Raw genomic sequence first — 15,658 nt, forward strand, 5'->3', positions numbered from 1 at the left:
CACTCAAGCCGGCCGGTAGGCCGCTGTGCTCTGCTTTTGATCTGCTTTTGATTTTGATCTGCGGGCCCCGTCAACCACGATGGCCGCAAGTAGGCACGGTGGAGCGGGTAAATCGGCAAGGATGCCGATTTAGCCGCGCCGGGCCATGGATGGCCCGTCGCGGCGGCCCGCGGAGCCGTGCCGGAGTGCGGGCATGCCGAGCCTAAGCGAGGCACCGAGTGGTGGGGCAAAGACCTTTTGGTTACTTTTGGGGCGTTTGCCAAAAGTGACCCGCTGTAAGAGCGGAACCATAAGCCGCCGTTACCGAAGAAACGGATATGTACTCGGTCCCCCTCCCTCAGGCCACTTTTCCAGCCGCCTGGCGCTCCCGCTCAGCCACCAACTGCCGAGTCAGCGGAATCAGCCTCTTCCCGTAATCAATAGCATCATTCAGCGGATCAAACCCACGAATCAAAAACGTCGTGATACCCAGGTCGTAATAATCCAGCAACGCCTCGGCCACCTGATCGGCCGTACCCACCAGCGATGTAGAGTTACCCTGGGCCCCCAGCAACCCCGCAATCCCGGTCCACAACCGCTTATCCAACCGCGACCCCTGGGCCGCCGCCGCCAACAGCCGCCGCGACCCCTCATTCGGCGGTTCACGCCTCACAAACCCATTCTTCTCAGCCAACGCCGTCGCCTGCTCCAGAATGCTATCCGCACGCTCCCAAGCCAGCGCTTCAGTCTCTGCCAGAATCGGCCGCAACGACAAACTGAAGCGAACCGTACGCCCATGCCTGGCCGCCTCAGCCCGCACCTGTGTGACTACTTCCTTCACCTGCTCGTAGGTCTCACCCCACAGCGCATACACATCCGCATGCTTGCCCGCCACCGCAATGGCCGCCGCTGAAGACCCGCCAAAATACAACGGTATATGCGGCTGCTGCGGCGACTTCACCGTCGAAAACGCACCCTCGTACCGGTAGTAAGTGCCGTGATGGTCGAAGGGCTTTTCACTGGTCCATTCCTGCCGCACCACGCTCAAGTACTCGTCGGTGCGCGCATAACGCTCATCCTTGTCGATATGACTGCCATCGGCCCGCAGTTCACGGTCGTCGCCGCCGGTGATGATGTGCACCGCGGTGCGCCCGCCGTTGAACACATCCAGCGTGGCGAACTGCCGCGCAGCGAGGGTGGGTTGGACGAAGCCGGGCCGGTGGGCAATCAGGAACTGCAGCTTTTTCGTCACGCTGGCCGCATGGGCAGCGATCAACGTACTGTCCGGGCTGTTGGAATGGAAGGCCACCAGCGCGCGGTCGAAGCCGGCCTCCTCGTGGGCGCGGGCCACGGTCTCCACGTAGTCGGGCTGCAAGGTCGGGCCGCTGCGAGGGTGGATCTCGGAGGCGTGGTGGCCGCCGATATAGCCGATAAATTCGATGCTCATGGTCAGTCCTTGTTGAGGGCAGGAATAAAGCTGCTATCGAAAATAGAGGCCGTACCCGAGCCTGTAAAATGCCGATTGGTTCTATCCTAATTATAAAAATACAGAATCATAGTTTTAGATTGTTATCAGTAATGCGCATTTTAATCGTATTAGGTTATTCCCAAATAGAATTTCACTGAGGTTTTTTATGCGAATAGCATGAAACCGCAGCGGCGCTCCTGGCCGTGTTCTTGATGAGGAAGGAAGCCCGATGACTGAAAAGTCCCTTAACGCCAGTTCGTTTTCCGTCGACAAGGCCGAGGGTCAAGCCGGCGTTGCATCCCGCTTGATTCCGCGCTGGCTGCGCAACTGGCGCACCCCCGATGTGTTGCTGCGGCTGGTCAGCCCGATTGTGTTGCTGTTGCTGTGGGAACTGGCCTCCGAGCTGGGCTTGATCCCGGCACGGATCATCGCCGCGCCTTCTCAGATTGGCGGCACCCTGTGGGCAATGATCGTCTCCGGAGAGCTGGGCAAGCACCTGCTGGTGTCCCTGCAACGGGCGCTGCTGGGCTTGAGCATTGGCGTGAGTATCGGGGTGGTGGCCGCGTTGATCACCGGCCTGTCGAAGCGCGGCGAGGTAATCCTCGACTCACCGATGCAGATGCTGCGCACCATTCCTTCCCTGGCACTGGTGCCGTTGTTCATCCTCTGGTTTGGCATCGGCGAGTTCACCAAGATCGCACTTATCGTTACCGGCACCACCTTTCCGGTGTACCTCAACCTGTTCGCCGGCATCCGCAACATCGACCCCAAACTGATCGAGGCCGCCAACACCCTCGGCCTCAACCGTCGCGAGCTGATCTGGCACGTGATCCTGCCGGGCTCGTTGCCTTCGTTTTTTGTCGGCCTGCGCTATTCCCTGGGCATCTCCTGGCTGGCCCTGGTGTTTGTCGAGCAAATCAACACCACCGCCGGTATCGGCTACCTGGCCAGTGATGCGCGGGACTTCATGCGCACCGACGTGATCGTGATCTGCCTGTTGATCTATAGCGTGCTGGGCCTGCTGATCGACGGCTTGATCCGCACCCTGGAACGTTTTGCCCTGGCCTGGCGCCCATCGTTTGTGAGGAACTGACATGTCGATTCTCGAAGCTTCAACAGCACCGGTGCAGTTGCGCAATGTGGTGCGCCAGTTCGGCCAGCAGCGGGTCATCGACGGCCTGGACCTGGATATCGCCCCGGGGGAGTTCGTTGCGTTGCTGGGCGCCAGCGGTTCCGGCAAGACCACCTTGCTGCGCAGCCTCGCGGGCCTGGACAGCATCGACAGCGGCCAGTTGCGCGTGCCCAAGGCTCGGGCGGCGGTATTCCAGGAGCCACGCCTGATGCCGTGGAAGCGCGCCTGGAAAAACGTGATTCTCGGCCTGCGGGTTCCCGACGCCAAGGCCCGTGCGGTGCAGGCGTTGACGGAAGTCGGGCTGGCCCATCGGCTGGAGGCGTACCCGGCGACCCTCTCCGGCGGCGAGGCCCAGCGCGTGGCATTGGCCCGCGGCCTGGTGCGCGAGCCCAAGCTGCTGTTGCTCGACGAACCGTTCGCCGCGCTGGATGCGCTGACCCGCATCAAGATGCATCGCCTGATCATCGAGCTCTGGCGCAAACACACGCCGGCCGTGTTGCTGGTGACCCACGACGTCGACGAAGCGATCCTGCTGGCCGACCGCGTGATCGTGCTGGCGGAGGGCAAGATTGCCGAGCAACTGCGCATCGACCTGCCCCGTGCACGGGATACCGGCCAGGACGGTTTCCAGGCGATTCGCGCGCGCTTGCTGAGCCTGTTGGGGGTTGAAGTGGACGCCCCGGCCGCCCAGCCTGCGAACGCCAGCGTCAGGCGGTTTGCCCATGGTTGAATTCAGAACCCTTTGTCTGTTGGCGGCTGCACTGCTGATGGGCGGCTGCGACAAAGCCGCTGAAGCGCCGAAGTCTGCATCGGATCTGTCGGGTGTGACCCTGATCCTCGGTGACCAGGCCAAGGGCTTGCGTACGGTGGTGGAGGCCGCCCACGCCCTGGATGGCATCGACTACAAGGTCCAGTGGGCCAACTTCCAGGGCGCCGCGCCGCTGTTCGAGGCCTTGCGCGCCGGCGCCGTGGACCTCGGCCCGGCCGGGGATACGCCGGTGCTGGCGGCTGCCACCGGAGGCACGCCGCTGCGTATCGTTGCGGTGCGCCGCAGTCAGGCGCGCAGCATTGCGATCCTGGTGCCGCCCGATTCACCGATCCACAGCGTGGCCGATCTGAAAGGACGCAATGTGGTGGTGTCGTCGGCCCGTGGGAGCATTTCTCAGTACCTGCTGATCCGCGCCCTGGCGAATGCCGGCGTGGATGAAAAGGACGTCAACGTCGGCTTCGTGCTGCCCACCGATGCATTACCTGCGTTCAACGCCGGCAAGATCGAAGCCTGGGCGACCTTCGGGGTGTACCAGGCGTTCGCCGAACAGCAGGGCGTGCGGGTGCTGATCAGCGGGGAGGGCATCAATACCGGCCTGACGTTTATTACCGCGTCCGATGAAGTGCTCACCGACCCGCTCAAGCGCCAGGCGTTGCGTGACGTTTTGCAGCGGTTCGCCAAGGCTTTTGAATGGGCGCAGCAGAACCCCGAGGAATACGCACGGGTGTTTGCCACGGTCAACGATATCCCGCTCAAGGTTTCACAGTTGCTGCGCACATGGGGTGATGAGTCGCTGCTGCCGGTAGAGGAGCGGGATGTGCAGGCGTTGCAGCAGGTGGATGATTTGTTTGTGGAAAAGAAGATTTTCCCGCACCGGGTAGAGGTACGGAAACTGACGGATACCGAGGTGTTTTCGCCGCAATCGCTGGCTGGCGCGCCCTGAAGTCGTTGTGTTTTGCCCGGACCTGAGGTCTCATGGGTCCGGGAAAAACTTGCGGGTAGGGAACAGCACTTGATACGGGAAGAACTGGCGCAATATGGCGGTATCACCGTCATGATTCCGGCCGCAGTGGTGATCGCCGTCTGGCTCTGGTATTCCCGGCCCCAGGCGGTCAAGTGGTGGCTGATGACCATCGCCTGCACCTATTCCATCGTGGCGTTCAGCAAGTTGCTGTTCAAGGGCTGGGGCGTGGCGCTCCAGCAGCTGGATATTGCGGTGCTCAGCGGTCACGCCATGAATACGTCGTTGATGGTGCCCGTGGCGATGAGCCTGGTGGCGCGCCGGGTCAACCCCGAGTGGCGCTGGCCCGCAGCTATCGCCGGGATGTTGATCGCCGGCTGGTTCAGTGCCTATTGCGTGGCACCCTATATTCACCCACTCAACGAAGCACTGGCCGGTGGCTTTTTGGGCGGCATGGCGGCACTGGCGTTTCTATGGCGCCTTGAGGTGGTTGAAGTGCGGGTTTCCCCATCGTTGATCGGTGGGGGAATGGTGATTCTGTTGTTAAGTGCGATGGCACCCAAGTACAACGCCGAGAAGCTGCTCAACCATGTGGCAGTGGCCGTATCAGGTGCCGACCAGGCCCATCAGGAGCCTTCCTGGCGGACCTCTTCCATGCAGTTGAACGCCGAGTAAGTGGCCAGGTCCAGGGCCAGGTTACTTTCCACCAGCAGCTCCAGCAGGACCGTCTGGCAATTGAAGCGCCGGGCATCGCCACGGCGCTGCGAACGCTTCATCTGCTTGAACAGCGTGTCGGTTATGTCCTGCGGTGAGATGCCGCGCAGCTGATCCAGCCAGTGGGACATGATCCGGGTGTTGCGCGCATATTGCTCCGCCGGCAGTTGTTCGTGCGGTGCCAGGCCCACGAAACCTTCAAACGTGTTCGTCAGCCTTTTCAAGGCGTAGGCCCGTTTCAGATCCTCATAAATGCTCATGGCCGCTCCTCGGTGCAGGAAATATTCGCCAATAGTTCGGCCGTCTTCATTTGCATCAGGTGGCTGTCGCCGCGGCTCTCCACGCACAGGCAGATGGACAGGGGATTGCTCACCTGCAACTTGAAGCGCCAGTCGGCAAACACCATTGAAAGCCCGGTACAGGATTCGTCACTGTCCAGGGAATGGCCGGCGTATAACACCTGCATGCGTTCTACAACGGTGGTTGAACTATTAACCTTGACGTGAATGTCTCCCGAAGAAGGAAACAGGCCGATACGCTCTACCAATAGCTTTGAACTTTTCATGGCCGTCCCTCGCTGTTAATTCACGTATTACTTTATTCTCAAGAGGTGAAAAAGTAAGCGGATGTTATTTTTAGTCTGTTATTAAATTGAATGTTATTTCTTGTCTGTTCAGCGCCGCTATCAGTCACTTCTTTGCACTCGGCTGATTTCTGCCAATGGCAAGTTGATGCGTTGTTCCCGTTGCAGGAAGTTCATCAGCAACACCACACGTTCCTCACCGTCCATGGCCAGGAAGACCGCTTCAAGTTCGGCAAACGGCCCTTCATTGATGCGCACGCTTTCGCCGGGCTGCAACAGGGCGCTCACCACGGCCTGGTGGTCGCGCTCCTGGAGTTCGTCCACCAGCGTGTCGCTGATGGGCAACGGGTGCGCGCCGAATGCCACCACCCGCGACACACCGCGGGTCGAGCGCAGTGAGCTCCAGCTGTCCTGCTGGCTCATTTGAATAAACAGATAACCGGGAAACAACGATTCACGGGTGGTCCTGCGCTGGCCCTTCAACAGCCGTTCGCGTTTATAGGTAGACCGGAAGCAGGTATAGCCCTGGCGCTGGAGGTGCTCCTCGGCGCGCTCGTCCTGCCGGGATTTGCACTGGACCAGGTACCAGGCTTTGTTGGCATTTGCGCTCATGGGAGTTCCTCTTCCTATATAAGGCGATACGTGACAAGGCTGTAATTTAAAGCCGATTGGGGTGATGAAGTAATGAATGTTATAAATTGTCGGGTTGAAGGCGGTGGTTGTTATTTTTCGTCCGGAGATAATTTTGGGGGAAGTAAGGGTTACGTGTTAATAAATACTGCCGTGAAGTAATGAAGTTGAAGAGGTTGCTTCATGGGGTAATGGATGGCCCGGGGATAGTGCCTTGTTTAAAAGAGTGTTGATTGTCTGTATTGGCAATATTTGCCGTAGTCCCACCGCGGAAAGTCTTTTGCGTGGCGCACTCCCGTGCTCCGATATCAAGATCAGTTCTGCAGGTATTGCCGCGTTGGTCGGCAAGCCGATTGAAACCACCGCGCGTGCGGTACTCGAAGCCCACGGTCATCCGGCCGACAAGCACCAGGCCACCCAGTTGGCGCCACAGGCGATCAGTGAAGCCGACCTGATCCTGGTCATGGAACGACAGCACATCAATGCCGTACTCAGCATGGCGCCCGAGGCACGAGGCAAGGTCTTGCTGCTGGGCAAATGGCAAAACGAGCGAGAGATCAGCGACCCGTACCGTCAAGGCAAGGCCGCGTTTGTGCACGCTTATGCGTTGATCGAAGAAGCTGTAAACGCATGGGCGCAGCGTCTTGCACGCTGATCGCCACTACTTTTTGAATCGAAATAAAGGCTAAGAATCCGACTTATGCAGCAAACGCCAGCAGTCACCGTACAGGAAGACGATAACGGGGAGATTGATCTCCTCGGTCTGTTTGGAACACTGATCGACCATAAATGGCTGATCGCTGCGGTGACCGGTGCCTTTATGGTCACTGGCGCCGCCTATGCGGTGCTGGCAACCCCGGTCTACCAGGCGAATGCCCTGCTGCAGGTCGAAGCGAAAAAGAACGACTTGCTGGGCTTCTCGGACATCGGCGGGATGCTGGGCAAGGAGTCGCCGTCGGCCACCGAGATCGAGCTGATCCAGTCCCGCTACGTGATTGGCAAAACCGTCGACAACCTGAAACTCGATATCGTCGTACAGCCGATGTACTTCCCGGTGGTGGGTGAGTTCCTGGCGCGCCGCTTCCAGAAGGCCAACCCCGGTGCAATCGCCGAGCCGCTGCTGGGCCTGGACGGCTTCGCCTGGGGCGGCGAGTCGCTGAAGATCTTCAAGCTGGACCTGCCCGACGGGCAATTGGGCAAGAAGCTGACCCTGACCGTGGGTGAAAACGCGCACTACACCCTGGTGGATGAAGATGACCAGGTGCTGGCGGCCGGCGAGGCCGGGCAGCCGTTCGAGCAAAATGGCGTGGCATTCCAGATTGAAGAACTGCGCGCCAAGCCCGGCACGCGTTTCCGGGTGATCCGCAATGCGCGACTGACCAGCATCCTCGACTATCAGGAGAACCTGGATGTGGTCGAGCGAGGGAAGGAGTCGGGCATGATCGGCCTGGCGCTGGAAAGCACCGAGCCGGACCAGGCGATCAAAATCCTCAATCAGATCGCGGCGATCTACGTGCGGCAGAACGTGGAGCGCACCTCGGCTGAGGCGGCGCAAAGCCTGGCGTTTCTCAAGGAGCAACTGCCGGAGGTCAAGAAGGACCTGGAAAAAGCCGGGAAGGCCTTGAATGAATACCAGACCCGCAGCAAGTCGGTGGACATCACCCTGGAAACCAAGGCGATTCTCGACCAGATCGTGGGCCTCGATACCAGCATCTCCGAGCTGAAGCTGCAACAGGCCGAGATGGACCGCAAGTTCACCCGCCAGCATCCCGCGTATCGCGCATTGCTGACCCAGATCGGCGAGCTGACCAGCAAGCAGCAGAGCCTGGCGAGCCGGGTCGAGAGCCTGCCTTCCACCCAGCAGGAACTGCTGAGCCTCACCCGGGATGTCGAGGTCGGCACGGCCATTTACACCCAGTTGCTCAACAAGTCCCAGGAACTCGATGTGATGCGCGCGGGCACCGTGGGCAACGTGCGCCTGATCGACACCGCAGACGTCAATTTCTTCAAGCCGATCAAGCCGAAAAAGATCCTCATCGTGCTGATCGCGACGCTGCTGGGCGGCTTCCTGGCGGTGACGCTGGTGCTGCTGCGCAAGGCGCTGAACCGTGGCCTGGAAAGCCCCGAGGCCATCGAGCAACTGGGCTTGCCGGTGTACGCGTCGATTCCGTACAGCACGCTGCAAAAGGTCGAAGAAGACAAAATCAGCCGCGGGCGTGGGCGTGCCGATGCCGGTTCTTCATTGCTGGCCATCAGTCACCCCACGGACCTGGCAGTGGAGGCCTTGCGCAGTTTGCGCACCAGTTTGCACTTCGCGATGCTCGAGGCGCCGAATAACCGGATCATGATTTCCGGCCCCAGCCCCGAGGTGGGTAAAACCTTTGTCTCGGTGAACCTGGCGGCGGTCATCGCGCAAACCGGGCAGCGCGTGTTGTTGATTGACGTGGATATGCGACGGGGCTACCTGCACAAAGTGCTGGGTGTGCCGGCCAAGGATGGGCTTTCCGACATCCTCTCCAATCAATGCACCCTTGAATCCGCCATCCACAAAACCGGCATTGAAAACCTCGACATCATCAGCCGCGGGCAAATACCGCCGAATCCTTCCGAGCTGCTGATGCACCGCAACCTGACCGAGCTGTTGGCGCAGGTCAGCGAACGGTATGACCTGGTGATTCTGGATACGCCACCGCTCTTGGCCGTGACCGACGCAGCCATCGTGGGACGGCAATCGGGGACCAACCTGATCGTCACCCGCTATGGCTTGAACCCGGCAAAAGAGATCGAGCACACCATGCGCCGATTTGCCCAGAACGGCATCGTGCTCAGGGGCGCGATCTTCAACGGCGTTGAAAAGAAAGCGTCGGCCAAATATGGCTACGGCAACTACGGGTATTACCAGTACGAGTACCAGGCTGATCGGAGCTGATTCACCACTGTAATTGCAGGATAGAGGTCACGTTTTCAGGAAATGAACGGAAAATCCTGGGGCGGTAGCGTGCCAAATTCAAATCAGCATAAAGAATACCCAGCCATGTTTTACCTGTTATCCCTTATCGCGCTGTCAGCGGGTTTGCTCGCGGCGAAAAATCCAAAATACTCAATCGTAGTGTTCGGGATAATGCTGGCTGTTATTCCCACGGGTAACTCCTACAGCGAAATAATCTCGCTCAAGGGTATCTACTTCTTTGACTTTTATATCGTGGGCGGGCTGGGCGCACTGCTGATCCGGCAGGTGGCTACACAGAAGAAACAATTGACGGTGCCGGGCGGCCTGCTTTTTGGGTGCGGGCTGTATGTGGTGTTACTCGCCTGCGGCCTGCTGGAGTCCTCGAACAAGTACCTGTTGAAGGATGTTCGGCCGTTTATAATGATCCTGTCATTTATCGTGCTCTCGAACATCGCGACCCTTGCCGCAAAAACGCTTAAGTTGCAGACAGTGCTCCTGCTATTGATCGCAATGACTGCCTTCAATGTGCTGGACATTGCCTGGTTACGCTTGGGCTTGTACAAGTTTCAAGACGTCTACTATGAAGAAAACGCCTACCGCTACCTGGACGGCGGTACGTACGCCGCCGTGGCCTATCTGATTTATTACTTCATAGACCCACGGCTGTTCGAACACAGGAAAAAGCTCGCAAGCATTTGCCTGGCCACTTCATTCATCTGTTTGTTCATTGCCAACTCTCGCTTCATCTTTGTCTCGGTGTTTGCGGCGATCATCATTCACCAATACACCCGGCCGGCCCGCATGATAGGCGTTGCCCTGGCCGGGGCGGTGGTGCTGATGGCGTTCATTGGCATCAGCAATATGATCGGGGCTGATCGAATCAATGATGGTTTGTCGTCCGAAGGCATGGCCGCCCAATTGGCCACACGCTTCAGCCCGGCGCTGGAGTTGATCCGCGGCATGAACCCGCTGCATTACTTTGTGGGACTGGGCGCGGGCACGCCGTTCGAGATTCCCTGGTTCGAGTACCGTGGCCTCGATGACAAGAACTCGAATATCGACAGTGCCTACCTAACCTACTTCGTTAAGTACGGGCTGATCGGCGTGTACTTGCTGTACGTGTTCATTACCTCGATTACCCAGCACATGAACAGCCGGGTGGCGGTTTCGATCGCCATCTTTCTGGGGGTGATGTTCGTTGTCTCGGCCACGCCTTATCAGCCGTACGCCATCGGTATCGCGTATGGCGCGATTGTGCTGCGGGTCTGTTCCGAACACACCGCCAGGCAACGCAAAAAGATCCTCAAGCCTGGCCAGCCGCTGATAACCACACCCTTGCAGGTGAATGCCGGATGAACAGCACACTGTTGAAAAAGTTCGTGTCCAGTACGGCATGGAGTTTCGTTTCTGCCGTGGCCACCAAAGTGTCGGTGGTCATCACCGGCATCCTGGTTGCCCGGGTATTGGGTGCGCAATCGTTTGGCGAGTATGGCTTGATCCAGAGCGCGATTGTGATGCTTGCCAACGTCGCCGCCCAAGCCACCACCACGGCGACGGCCAAGCATATCGGGCAGTTCAAGGAGACCTGTCCCGAGAAGACCGGCAGGGGCATTGCGCTGACGCTGCTGTTCTCGGTTGTGTTCAGCGGGATGATCATCGGGACAGCGCTGTTTTTCCCGCACTTTTTCTCCAGCGTTATCCTTGGGGCAGACAGCCTCAGCGCTGCATCGCTGATCGTATTGAGCACCATCACGTTGATTATCCTGTCGGGATGGACCCAGGGCTGCCTGACCGGTTGGGGCCAATACCGGACAATCGCGACCATCAATGGAATCATTGCGATTGTCGCGATTCCGGCGACGTACTTCCTGACCCTGCAGTTCCGACTTAACGGTGCGCTGCTGGGCTTGGCCGGTTCTCAATTGCTGATCGTGTTCTTCAGCGCACTGGCCTGCTGGAAGACATTGAAGGCCCGAAATACCACGCTGAGTTTCAAAGGTGCAATGACTGAAAAGCACGCAGTGCTGTCGGTTGGCCTGCCGGTATTGCTGACGGGGTTGATGGTCGCCCCGATGAACTGGTTCGCCAACAAGTTGCTGGCGGAAACAACTAACGGCCTTGCCGCATTGGGCATGTACGCCGCCGCGATGCAATGGAACGCGATCTTTTCCCATGTTTCCGTGGTGTTGGGCTCTGTGCTGGTGCCGATGCTGGCCGCCGCGCTGGGCGGTAAAAGCCGCAAGTTGGACGCCTTGAACTTTCTGTCGGGCTGGCTGGTGGTGTTGGTGATCATACAGCCGGTGATCATGTTCCCCGAGTTGCTGGCCAAACTGTATGGCAGCAGTTTCCTGGGGCGGGATTTTGAAGTGACATTAGTCCTGGTAATCCTGGGTTCGCTGCTCAGTGCATTCAAGTCCGGTATTTCAAGAAAGATGATCGTGATGAACCTGGCCTGGTTCAGTGTGATGAGTAACATTCTATGGGGAGTGTTATTCGTTGCCGGAGCACTGTGGCTTCGGGAAGAAGGTGCAATCGGGATTGCCAAGGCATTTATCGGTTCGCAGTTTATTCACTTCCTGCTGGGACTGCCGTATTTCGTCTACAAGAAGATATTACCTCTGGAGTTGCTCGTATCTCCCAGGATCCTGATCTTGTGGGCATTGCCTTTCATCAGTTTCATATCAAGCGCCTATGTCGAAAGTGTGCTGTATCGATTAATGATCATGGCGCTGATATTTATCTACATTCTCGCAACAACGTTTGCCTTGAATGCCGTGTTTAATGACCCCGTGGAAAATGGAAGCCCAGCATGAATGTCAGCAAAGTATATATCCGGGGGGCATACGGTCCTGGTAATTTGGGTGATGACGTATTAATGCTATGCGTGATCAATATTCTGAAAAAACGCTTTAAGGAATCGGATATAGCGGTGGGTGTCGATCATCCGCAGATCGCCAGGAACTTCAACCCGCGTATCAAGTGGCTGCACATCAAGGAGCCGGTCAAGGCTGACCTGGTGGTGTTGGGCGGTGGGGGCCAGTTCTTCTCGTTTATCCCGCCGGCCAAAGAGGCGGCTGCCAACAAAGGCATCGTGGCGAAGCTGTGCAAGAGCATCAAGGCGCAGACCGACCTGAAGTCCACGCTTCTGCGTTTGTATGTCGGGTTGCGCGGTGGTGTCGACAGGATCTATTTCCACCGGCGCCTGGCAGCGTTCTGTATTGGCCTGGGCCCCTTCGATGGCGGCGGCAAGCTGCTGACCCGCGCCGTCAGCGTGATCAATCGCTGTGACTACATTTCCGTGCGGGACGGTACCAGCCAGCAGCATTGCAAGGCCTTCGGAAAGTCCGACGTCGAGGTGTACACCGACCCCAGCCTGCTTTCCGACCTGTGGATCTCCAGCAAAGACCTGGAGGTCGGCAGCCTCAAGAAGGGCAAGTACCTGTCCTTCATCCTGCGCGACTGGCCCCATGACGCGAACGGGCAACAGTTCATCAAGGCGATGGTCCAGACCGCGGATGAGCTCGCCAAGCGTGGCGAGCAGGTACGCCTGGTCTCGCTGTACAAGGAACGTGACCAGCACCTGATCGACAAGTACCACACGTTCGAATGGTTGTGCTGGGACGCGGCGGGCGATACGCCCGAAACCTTCATGGCGAAACTGATCGTCGAGTCCGACGTGATCATCAGCGCCCGTGCACACGGTGTACTGCTGCCGGCTTCCCTGGGCTTTCCCACCATCGCGGTTGAAATCGAAAACAAGCTGAAAAAAGTCCATGAAATGCTGCCGCAGGGCACCCGGCTGGTTAGCACCCCAGACCCTGAGGTGATCAAGGCCACCATCAGCGAATTCCGGCAATCCAAGGCGCAAATGGCCGAGCACCTCAAGCAGGAGATCGCCCAGCGTTCTTCCCTTGCGCAAAAAGCGGTCGACGACTTTTTGAAATGGGTCGATGAAAAATAAAGTGGAGGGGCAACCGACGTGAAAAAGACAGCCTCGACGCTACTCATTGTGGCGTTCGCCCTGCAGGTGGCTGCCAGCGGCGCATCTGAGTTGAACGACCGTTGCGAGCCAGGCATCAAGAACATCTACCCGTCACTGCCGGACATTTCGCAGATGGCCGACGGGCCCCAGGCGCAAAGCAGCATAAAGGGCAGGGCCAATCTGACGAACAAGGCCTACAGCCAAAAGATCAAGGACATTGCCGTGCATTTTCCGGCCGGCTCCTATGACCCGGGTTCGATGGTGCGGCTTGGGTTGCCCTACGGCGGCATTGAATTCAAATCCCCATTGCCGCAACCGGGCAGGGAATGCCTGGTACTGACCTATGAGTTGAAGTTCGACAGGAATTTCGACTTTGTAAAAGGCGGCAAGCTCCCGGGCCTCTACGGTGGCACCGGCAATACGGGCGGCAAGATACCGAACGGCCATGACGGCTTTTCCACGCGCTACATCTGGAAAGAAAAGGGCGCCGGCGCCATTTACGCGTATTTGCCCACCAGTAAAACCTGGGGCACGGCAGTCGGGTTGGGTTCCTGGATCTTTACGGTGGGGCAATGGCACAGGTTGGAGCAACTGGTGAAGTTGAATACGCCGGGGCAGGCCGACGGTGTGATTTCCATTTGGTACGACAACCAGCTGGTGCACTCGGAAACCGGGCTGACGTTTAGAGACACGCCGGAGATCACCATCGACGGCTTGCTGTTTTCGACGTTCTTCGGTGGCAATAACCCGTCTTTCGCCACGCCGGTGAGTACCAATATCCGCTTCAGGAATTTTGTGATGAGTTCACAGCGCGTAACGGATACTTCAGGGCAGGGCGAGTAGATGAAGAACCTGAAACTGAACATCAAGAAGGCCGCTGTTGCGCTGTTCAATACGCTGCTCAGCCTGGCGTTGTTTTTCAATCTGCGACGCGCGTTGCTCCGGGCAACCGGATGCCGGGTGGGCGCCCGGACCACGATCCACCGCAACGTGGTGTTTTTCTCCTTCGGCAACTTCTCGGTCGGGAAAAACTGCACGGTCAATTACGACTGCTACCTGGATAACCGGGCGGGCATCCGCATCGGCGACAACGTCAATATTTCCCATAACACCCGGATTTATACGCTGGGCCACGATATTGATGACCCCATGAGTTGCCTGGTGGGGAAGCCGGTGTTGATTGAAGACAATGCCTGGATCTTTCCCAATGTGATGGTGATGCCAGGCGTCACCATCGGAACAGGCGCGGTTGTTTATCCGGGCAGTGTGGTCACGCGCAACGTTGCAGCGTATTCGATCGTGGGTGGCAACCCGGCCAAACATATCCGCTTCAGAAACAACACCATTCGATACAACGCCGACTTTCCGATCTGGTTTGCAGTGTAAGCAATCTCACTGGCCCCACCTTTATTTATGCAGGACTCTGACGTGAAATCATTAATGATTGCATGGATTGGCTATCAACGACGCGCCGATACCATGAAGCAATACTGGGCGTATGACATTCTGCATCTGCCCAACCAGTTCAAGAAGAAATCCGCGCGGCCGCTGGATTACTTGATCAAGTCGTTTAAAACCCTGAAGACCCTGTTGGCCGGTTCGCCTGACGTGCTGTGGGTGCAGTTGCCGCCGAGCCCGGTATTGCATATAGCACTGGCCTACAAGTTTATATTCAACCGGCGGCTGAAGATTATCGCCGATGCCCACAACAGCCTGTTGCGCAAACAATGGATAGGCTTTCCGGGCACGGTAGCGCTGTTGAATAGAATCGATGCCGTCGTCGTTCATAATTTTAAAGTCAAAGAAGAGTTGGCCGGCCTGGGCGTCAAGGACACCAATATCTTTATCCTGGAAGACTTGCCGTGTGACTTTCACGCGGCGCCCGCCAGTGAGCGCGAGACACCCTATGTACTGTTTCCGTGCTCGTTTGATATCGATGAACCGATCGAGATCGTGATCAACGCCGCCCGGGAAATGCCCGGTGTCGACTTCCTGATCACCGGCAAGCATCAGGGCAAGCTCTCCGAGGAGCTCGTGGCGTCACTCCCCGAGAACATCAAGCTGACCGGCTTCCTCAGCAAGGCGACCTTTGAACAGCTGCTGTGCCACGCGAATGTGGTGCTCGGCCTGACCACCCGCGACAACGTCCAACTGAGCGTGGCCAACGAAGCGGTCAGCGCCGGCAGGCCGATGGCGCTTTCGAATACCACGGTACTGCGCTCGTTGTTTTCCGAGGCGGCGGTGTTTGTCGACACCCTGGACCCGCTGTCCATCAAGGCCGGCGTCGCGCAGCTCATCGCCAATCAAGAAACCTATAAAGAGAAATCGGCCTTGCTCAAAGCCAAGCGAATAACCCGCTGGAAAGGCCAGGCCCAACTGTTAAGAACTGCCGCCACTATTTAATGATGTCTATTACACCTGACAGGAAGGGAACCGTCATGAGTCAATCAAGTGATGTTTTATTGATTTGTTCTGGAGGTGGGCACTGGG

The 15,658-nt window shown here is 58.0% G+C and carries 16 protein-coding genes; 12 read left to right on the top strand and 4 right to left on the bottom strand.

Annotation, left to right across the window (positions count from 1 at the left end; genetic code table 11):
- Positions 1-337 precede the first annotated feature (337 nt).
- Positions 338-1,426 carry an LLM class flavin-dependent oxidoreductase gene (locus HX815_RS09950; protein WP_003211314.1) on the bottom strand — a complete coding sequence of 363 codons (1,089 nt, stop codon included), beginning with the start codon at positions 1,424-1,426 and terminating at the stop codon, positions 338-340.
- A gap of 250 nt (positions 1,427-1,676) precedes the next feature.
- On the opposite strand from HX815_RS09950, the gene HX815_RS09955 reads away from it, so the two are divergent.
- The 4 genes from HX815_RS09955 to HX815_RS09970 all read left to right on the top strand — a co-directional run bounded on the left by HX815_RS09955 (position 1,677) and on the right by HX815_RS09970 (position 4,984).
- Positions 1,677-2,540: an ABC transporter permease gene (locus HX815_RS09955; RefSeq protein ID WP_003211316.1), complete on the top strand. Its 864-nt coding sequence runs from the start codon at positions 1,677-1,679 to the stop codon at positions 2,538-2,540.
- Between the two features lies 1 nt (position 2,541).
- On the top strand, positions 2,542-3,309 hold the full coding sequence (locus HX815_RS09960) for an ABC transporter ATP-binding protein (protein WP_008435484.1): 768 nt from the start codon (positions 2,542-2,544) through the stop codon (positions 3,307-3,309).
- Complete coding sequence (locus HX815_RS09965; protein ID WP_177028134.1) at positions 3,302-4,291, top strand: ABC transporter substrate-binding protein; 990 nt, start codon at positions 3,302-3,304, stop codon at positions 4,289-4,291. Before HX815_RS09960 ends, HX815_RS09965 begins: the two co-directional genes overlap by 8 nt.
- Before the next feature lie 69 nt (positions 4,292-4,360).
- Positions 4,361-4,984, top strand: a complete 624-nt coding sequence (locus HX815_RS09970) for a hypothetical protein (RefSeq protein ID WP_008435482.1) — start codon at positions 4,361-4,363, stop codon at positions 4,982-4,984.
- Here HX815_RS09970 and HX815_RS09975 read toward each other — a convergent pair.
- The 3 genes from HX815_RS09975 to rfaH form a co-directional block, all read right to left on the bottom strand.
- Positions 4,936-5,283 (bottom strand): hypothetical protein, encoded by a 348-nt coding sequence (locus HX815_RS09975; RefSeq protein ID WP_003211325.1) that lies wholly within the window; start codon positions 5,281-5,283, stop codon positions 4,936-4,938. The genes HX815_RS09970 and HX815_RS09975 overlap by 49 nt on opposite strands.
- Positions 5,280-5,588 (bottom strand): phosphomannomutase, encoded by a 309-nt coding sequence (locus HX815_RS09980; protein ID WP_256351082.1) that lies wholly within the window; start codon positions 5,586-5,588, stop codon positions 5,280-5,282. The genes HX815_RS09975 and HX815_RS09980 overlap by 4 nt, the downstream gene beginning before the upstream one ends.
- A gap of 120 nt (positions 5,589-5,708) precedes the next feature.
- Positions 5,709-6,218 carry a transcription/translation regulatory transformer protein RfaH gene (rfaH, locus tag HX815_RS09985; protein ID WP_003211330.1) on the bottom strand — a complete coding sequence of 170 codons (510 nt, stop codon included), beginning with the start codon at positions 6,216-6,218 and terminating at the stop codon, positions 5,709-5,711.
- 232 nt (positions 6,219-6,450) lie between these two features.
- On the opposite strand from rfaH, the gene HX815_RS09990 reads away from it, so the two are divergent.
- From HX815_RS09990 to HX815_RS10025, 8 genes are all read left to right on the top strand, one after another.
- On the top strand, positions 6,451-6,891 hold the full coding sequence (locus tag HX815_RS09990; protein ID WP_032899408.1) for a low molecular weight protein-tyrosine-phosphatase: 441 nt from the start codon (positions 6,451-6,453) through the stop codon (positions 6,889-6,891).
- 45 nt (positions 6,892-6,936) lie between these two features.
- Positions 6,937-9,165 carry a polysaccharide biosynthesis tyrosine autokinase gene (locus HX815_RS09995; RefSeq protein WP_177028135.1) on the top strand — a complete coding sequence of 743 codons (2,229 nt, stop codon included), beginning with the start codon at positions 6,937-6,939 and terminating at the stop codon, positions 9,163-9,165.
- A gap of 105 nt (positions 9,166-9,270) precedes the next feature.
- The gene (locus HX815_RS10000) at positions 9,271-10,542 is read left to right on the top strand and encodes a DUF6369 family protein (protein ID WP_008435476.1); all 1,272 of its coding nucleotides are present in this window, start codon (positions 9,271-9,273) and stop codon (positions 10,540-10,542) included.
- Positions 10,539-11,999 carry an oligosaccharide flippase family protein gene (locus tag HX815_RS10005; protein ID WP_177028136.1) on the top strand — a complete coding sequence of 487 codons (1,461 nt, stop codon included), beginning with the start codon at positions 10,539-10,541 and terminating at the stop codon, positions 11,997-11,999. Before HX815_RS10000 ends, HX815_RS10005 begins: the two co-directional genes overlap by 4 nt.
- Positions 11,996-13,147 (top strand): polysaccharide pyruvyl transferase family protein, encoded by a 1,152-nt coding sequence (locus HX815_RS10010; RefSeq protein WP_177028137.1) that lies wholly within the window; start codon positions 11,996-11,998, stop codon positions 13,145-13,147. Before HX815_RS10005 ends, HX815_RS10010 begins: the two co-directional genes overlap by 4 nt.
- Positions 13,148-13,165: 18 nt before the next feature.
- The gene (locus HX815_RS10015) at positions 13,166-14,011 is read left to right on the top strand and encodes a polysaccharide lyase (RefSeq protein ID WP_371135989.1); all 846 of its coding nucleotides are present in this window, start codon (positions 13,166-13,168) and stop codon (positions 14,009-14,011) included.
- Entirely contained in the window at positions 14,012-14,554 is a 543-nt protein-coding gene (locus HX815_RS10020; RefSeq protein WP_102368815.1) for a DapH/DapD/GlmU-related protein, read from the top strand.
- A gap of 54 nt (positions 14,555-14,608) precedes the next feature.
- Positions 14,609-15,571, top strand: a complete 963-nt coding sequence (locus HX815_RS10025; protein WP_087694223.1) for a hypothetical protein — start codon at positions 14,609-14,611, stop codon at positions 15,569-15,571.
- Positions 15,572-15,658: the final 87 nt, after the last annotated feature.

Source organism: Pseudomonas sp. E6002 (assembly GCF_013385565.1).
GTDB lineage: Bacteria > Pseudomonadota > Gammaproteobacteria > Pseudomonadales > Pseudomonadaceae > Aquipseudomonas.

Coding starts and splice junctions, on each gene's coding strand:
- HX815_RS09950 (WP_003211314.1), bottom strand. CDS start 1,426: ATGAGCATCGAATTTATCGGCTATATCGGCGGCCACCACGCCTCCGAG.
- HX815_RS09955 (WP_003211316.1), top strand. CDS start 1,677: ATGACTGAAAAGTCCCTTAACGCCAGTTCGTTTTCCGTCGACAAGGCC.
- HX815_RS09960 (WP_008435484.1), top strand. CDS start 2,542: ATGTCGATTCTCGAAGCTTCAACAGCACCGGTGCAGTTGCGCAATGTG.
- HX815_RS09965 (WP_177028134.1), top strand. CDS start 3,302: ATGGTTGAATTCAGAACCCTTTGTCTGTTGGCGGCTGCACTGCTGATG.
- HX815_RS09975 (WP_003211325.1), bottom strand. CDS start 5,283: ATGAGCATTTATGAGGATCTGAAACGGGCCTACGCCTTGAAAAGGCTG.
- HX815_RS09980 (WP_256351082.1), bottom strand. CDS start 5,588: ATGAAAAGTTCAAAGCTATTGGTAGAGCGTATCGGCCTGTTTCCTTCT.
- rfaH (WP_003211330.1), bottom strand. CDS start 6,218: ATGAGCGCAAATGCCAACAAAGCCTGGTACCTGGTCCAGTGCAAATCC.
- HX815_RS09995 (WP_177028135.1), top strand. CDS start 6,937: ATGCAGCAAACGCCAGCAGTCACCGTACAGGAAGACGATAACGGGGAG.
- HX815_RS10000 (WP_008435476.1), top strand. CDS start 9,271: ATGTTTTACCTGTTATCCCTTATCGCGCTGTCAGCGGGTTTGCTCGCG.
- HX815_RS10005 (WP_177028136.1), top strand. CDS start 10,539: ATGAACAGCACACTGTTGAAAAAGTTCGTGTCCAGTACGGCATGGAGT.
- HX815_RS10010 (WP_177028137.1), top strand. CDS start 11,996: ATGAATGTCAGCAAAGTATATATCCGGGGGGCATACGGTCCTGGTAAT.
- HX815_RS10020 (WP_102368815.1), top strand. CDS start 14,012: ATGAAGAACCTGAAACTGAACATCAAGAAGGCCGCTGTTGCGCTGTTC.
- HX815_RS10025 (WP_087694223.1), top strand. CDS start 14,609: ATGATTGCATGGATTGGCTATCAACGACGCGCCGATACCATGAAGCAA.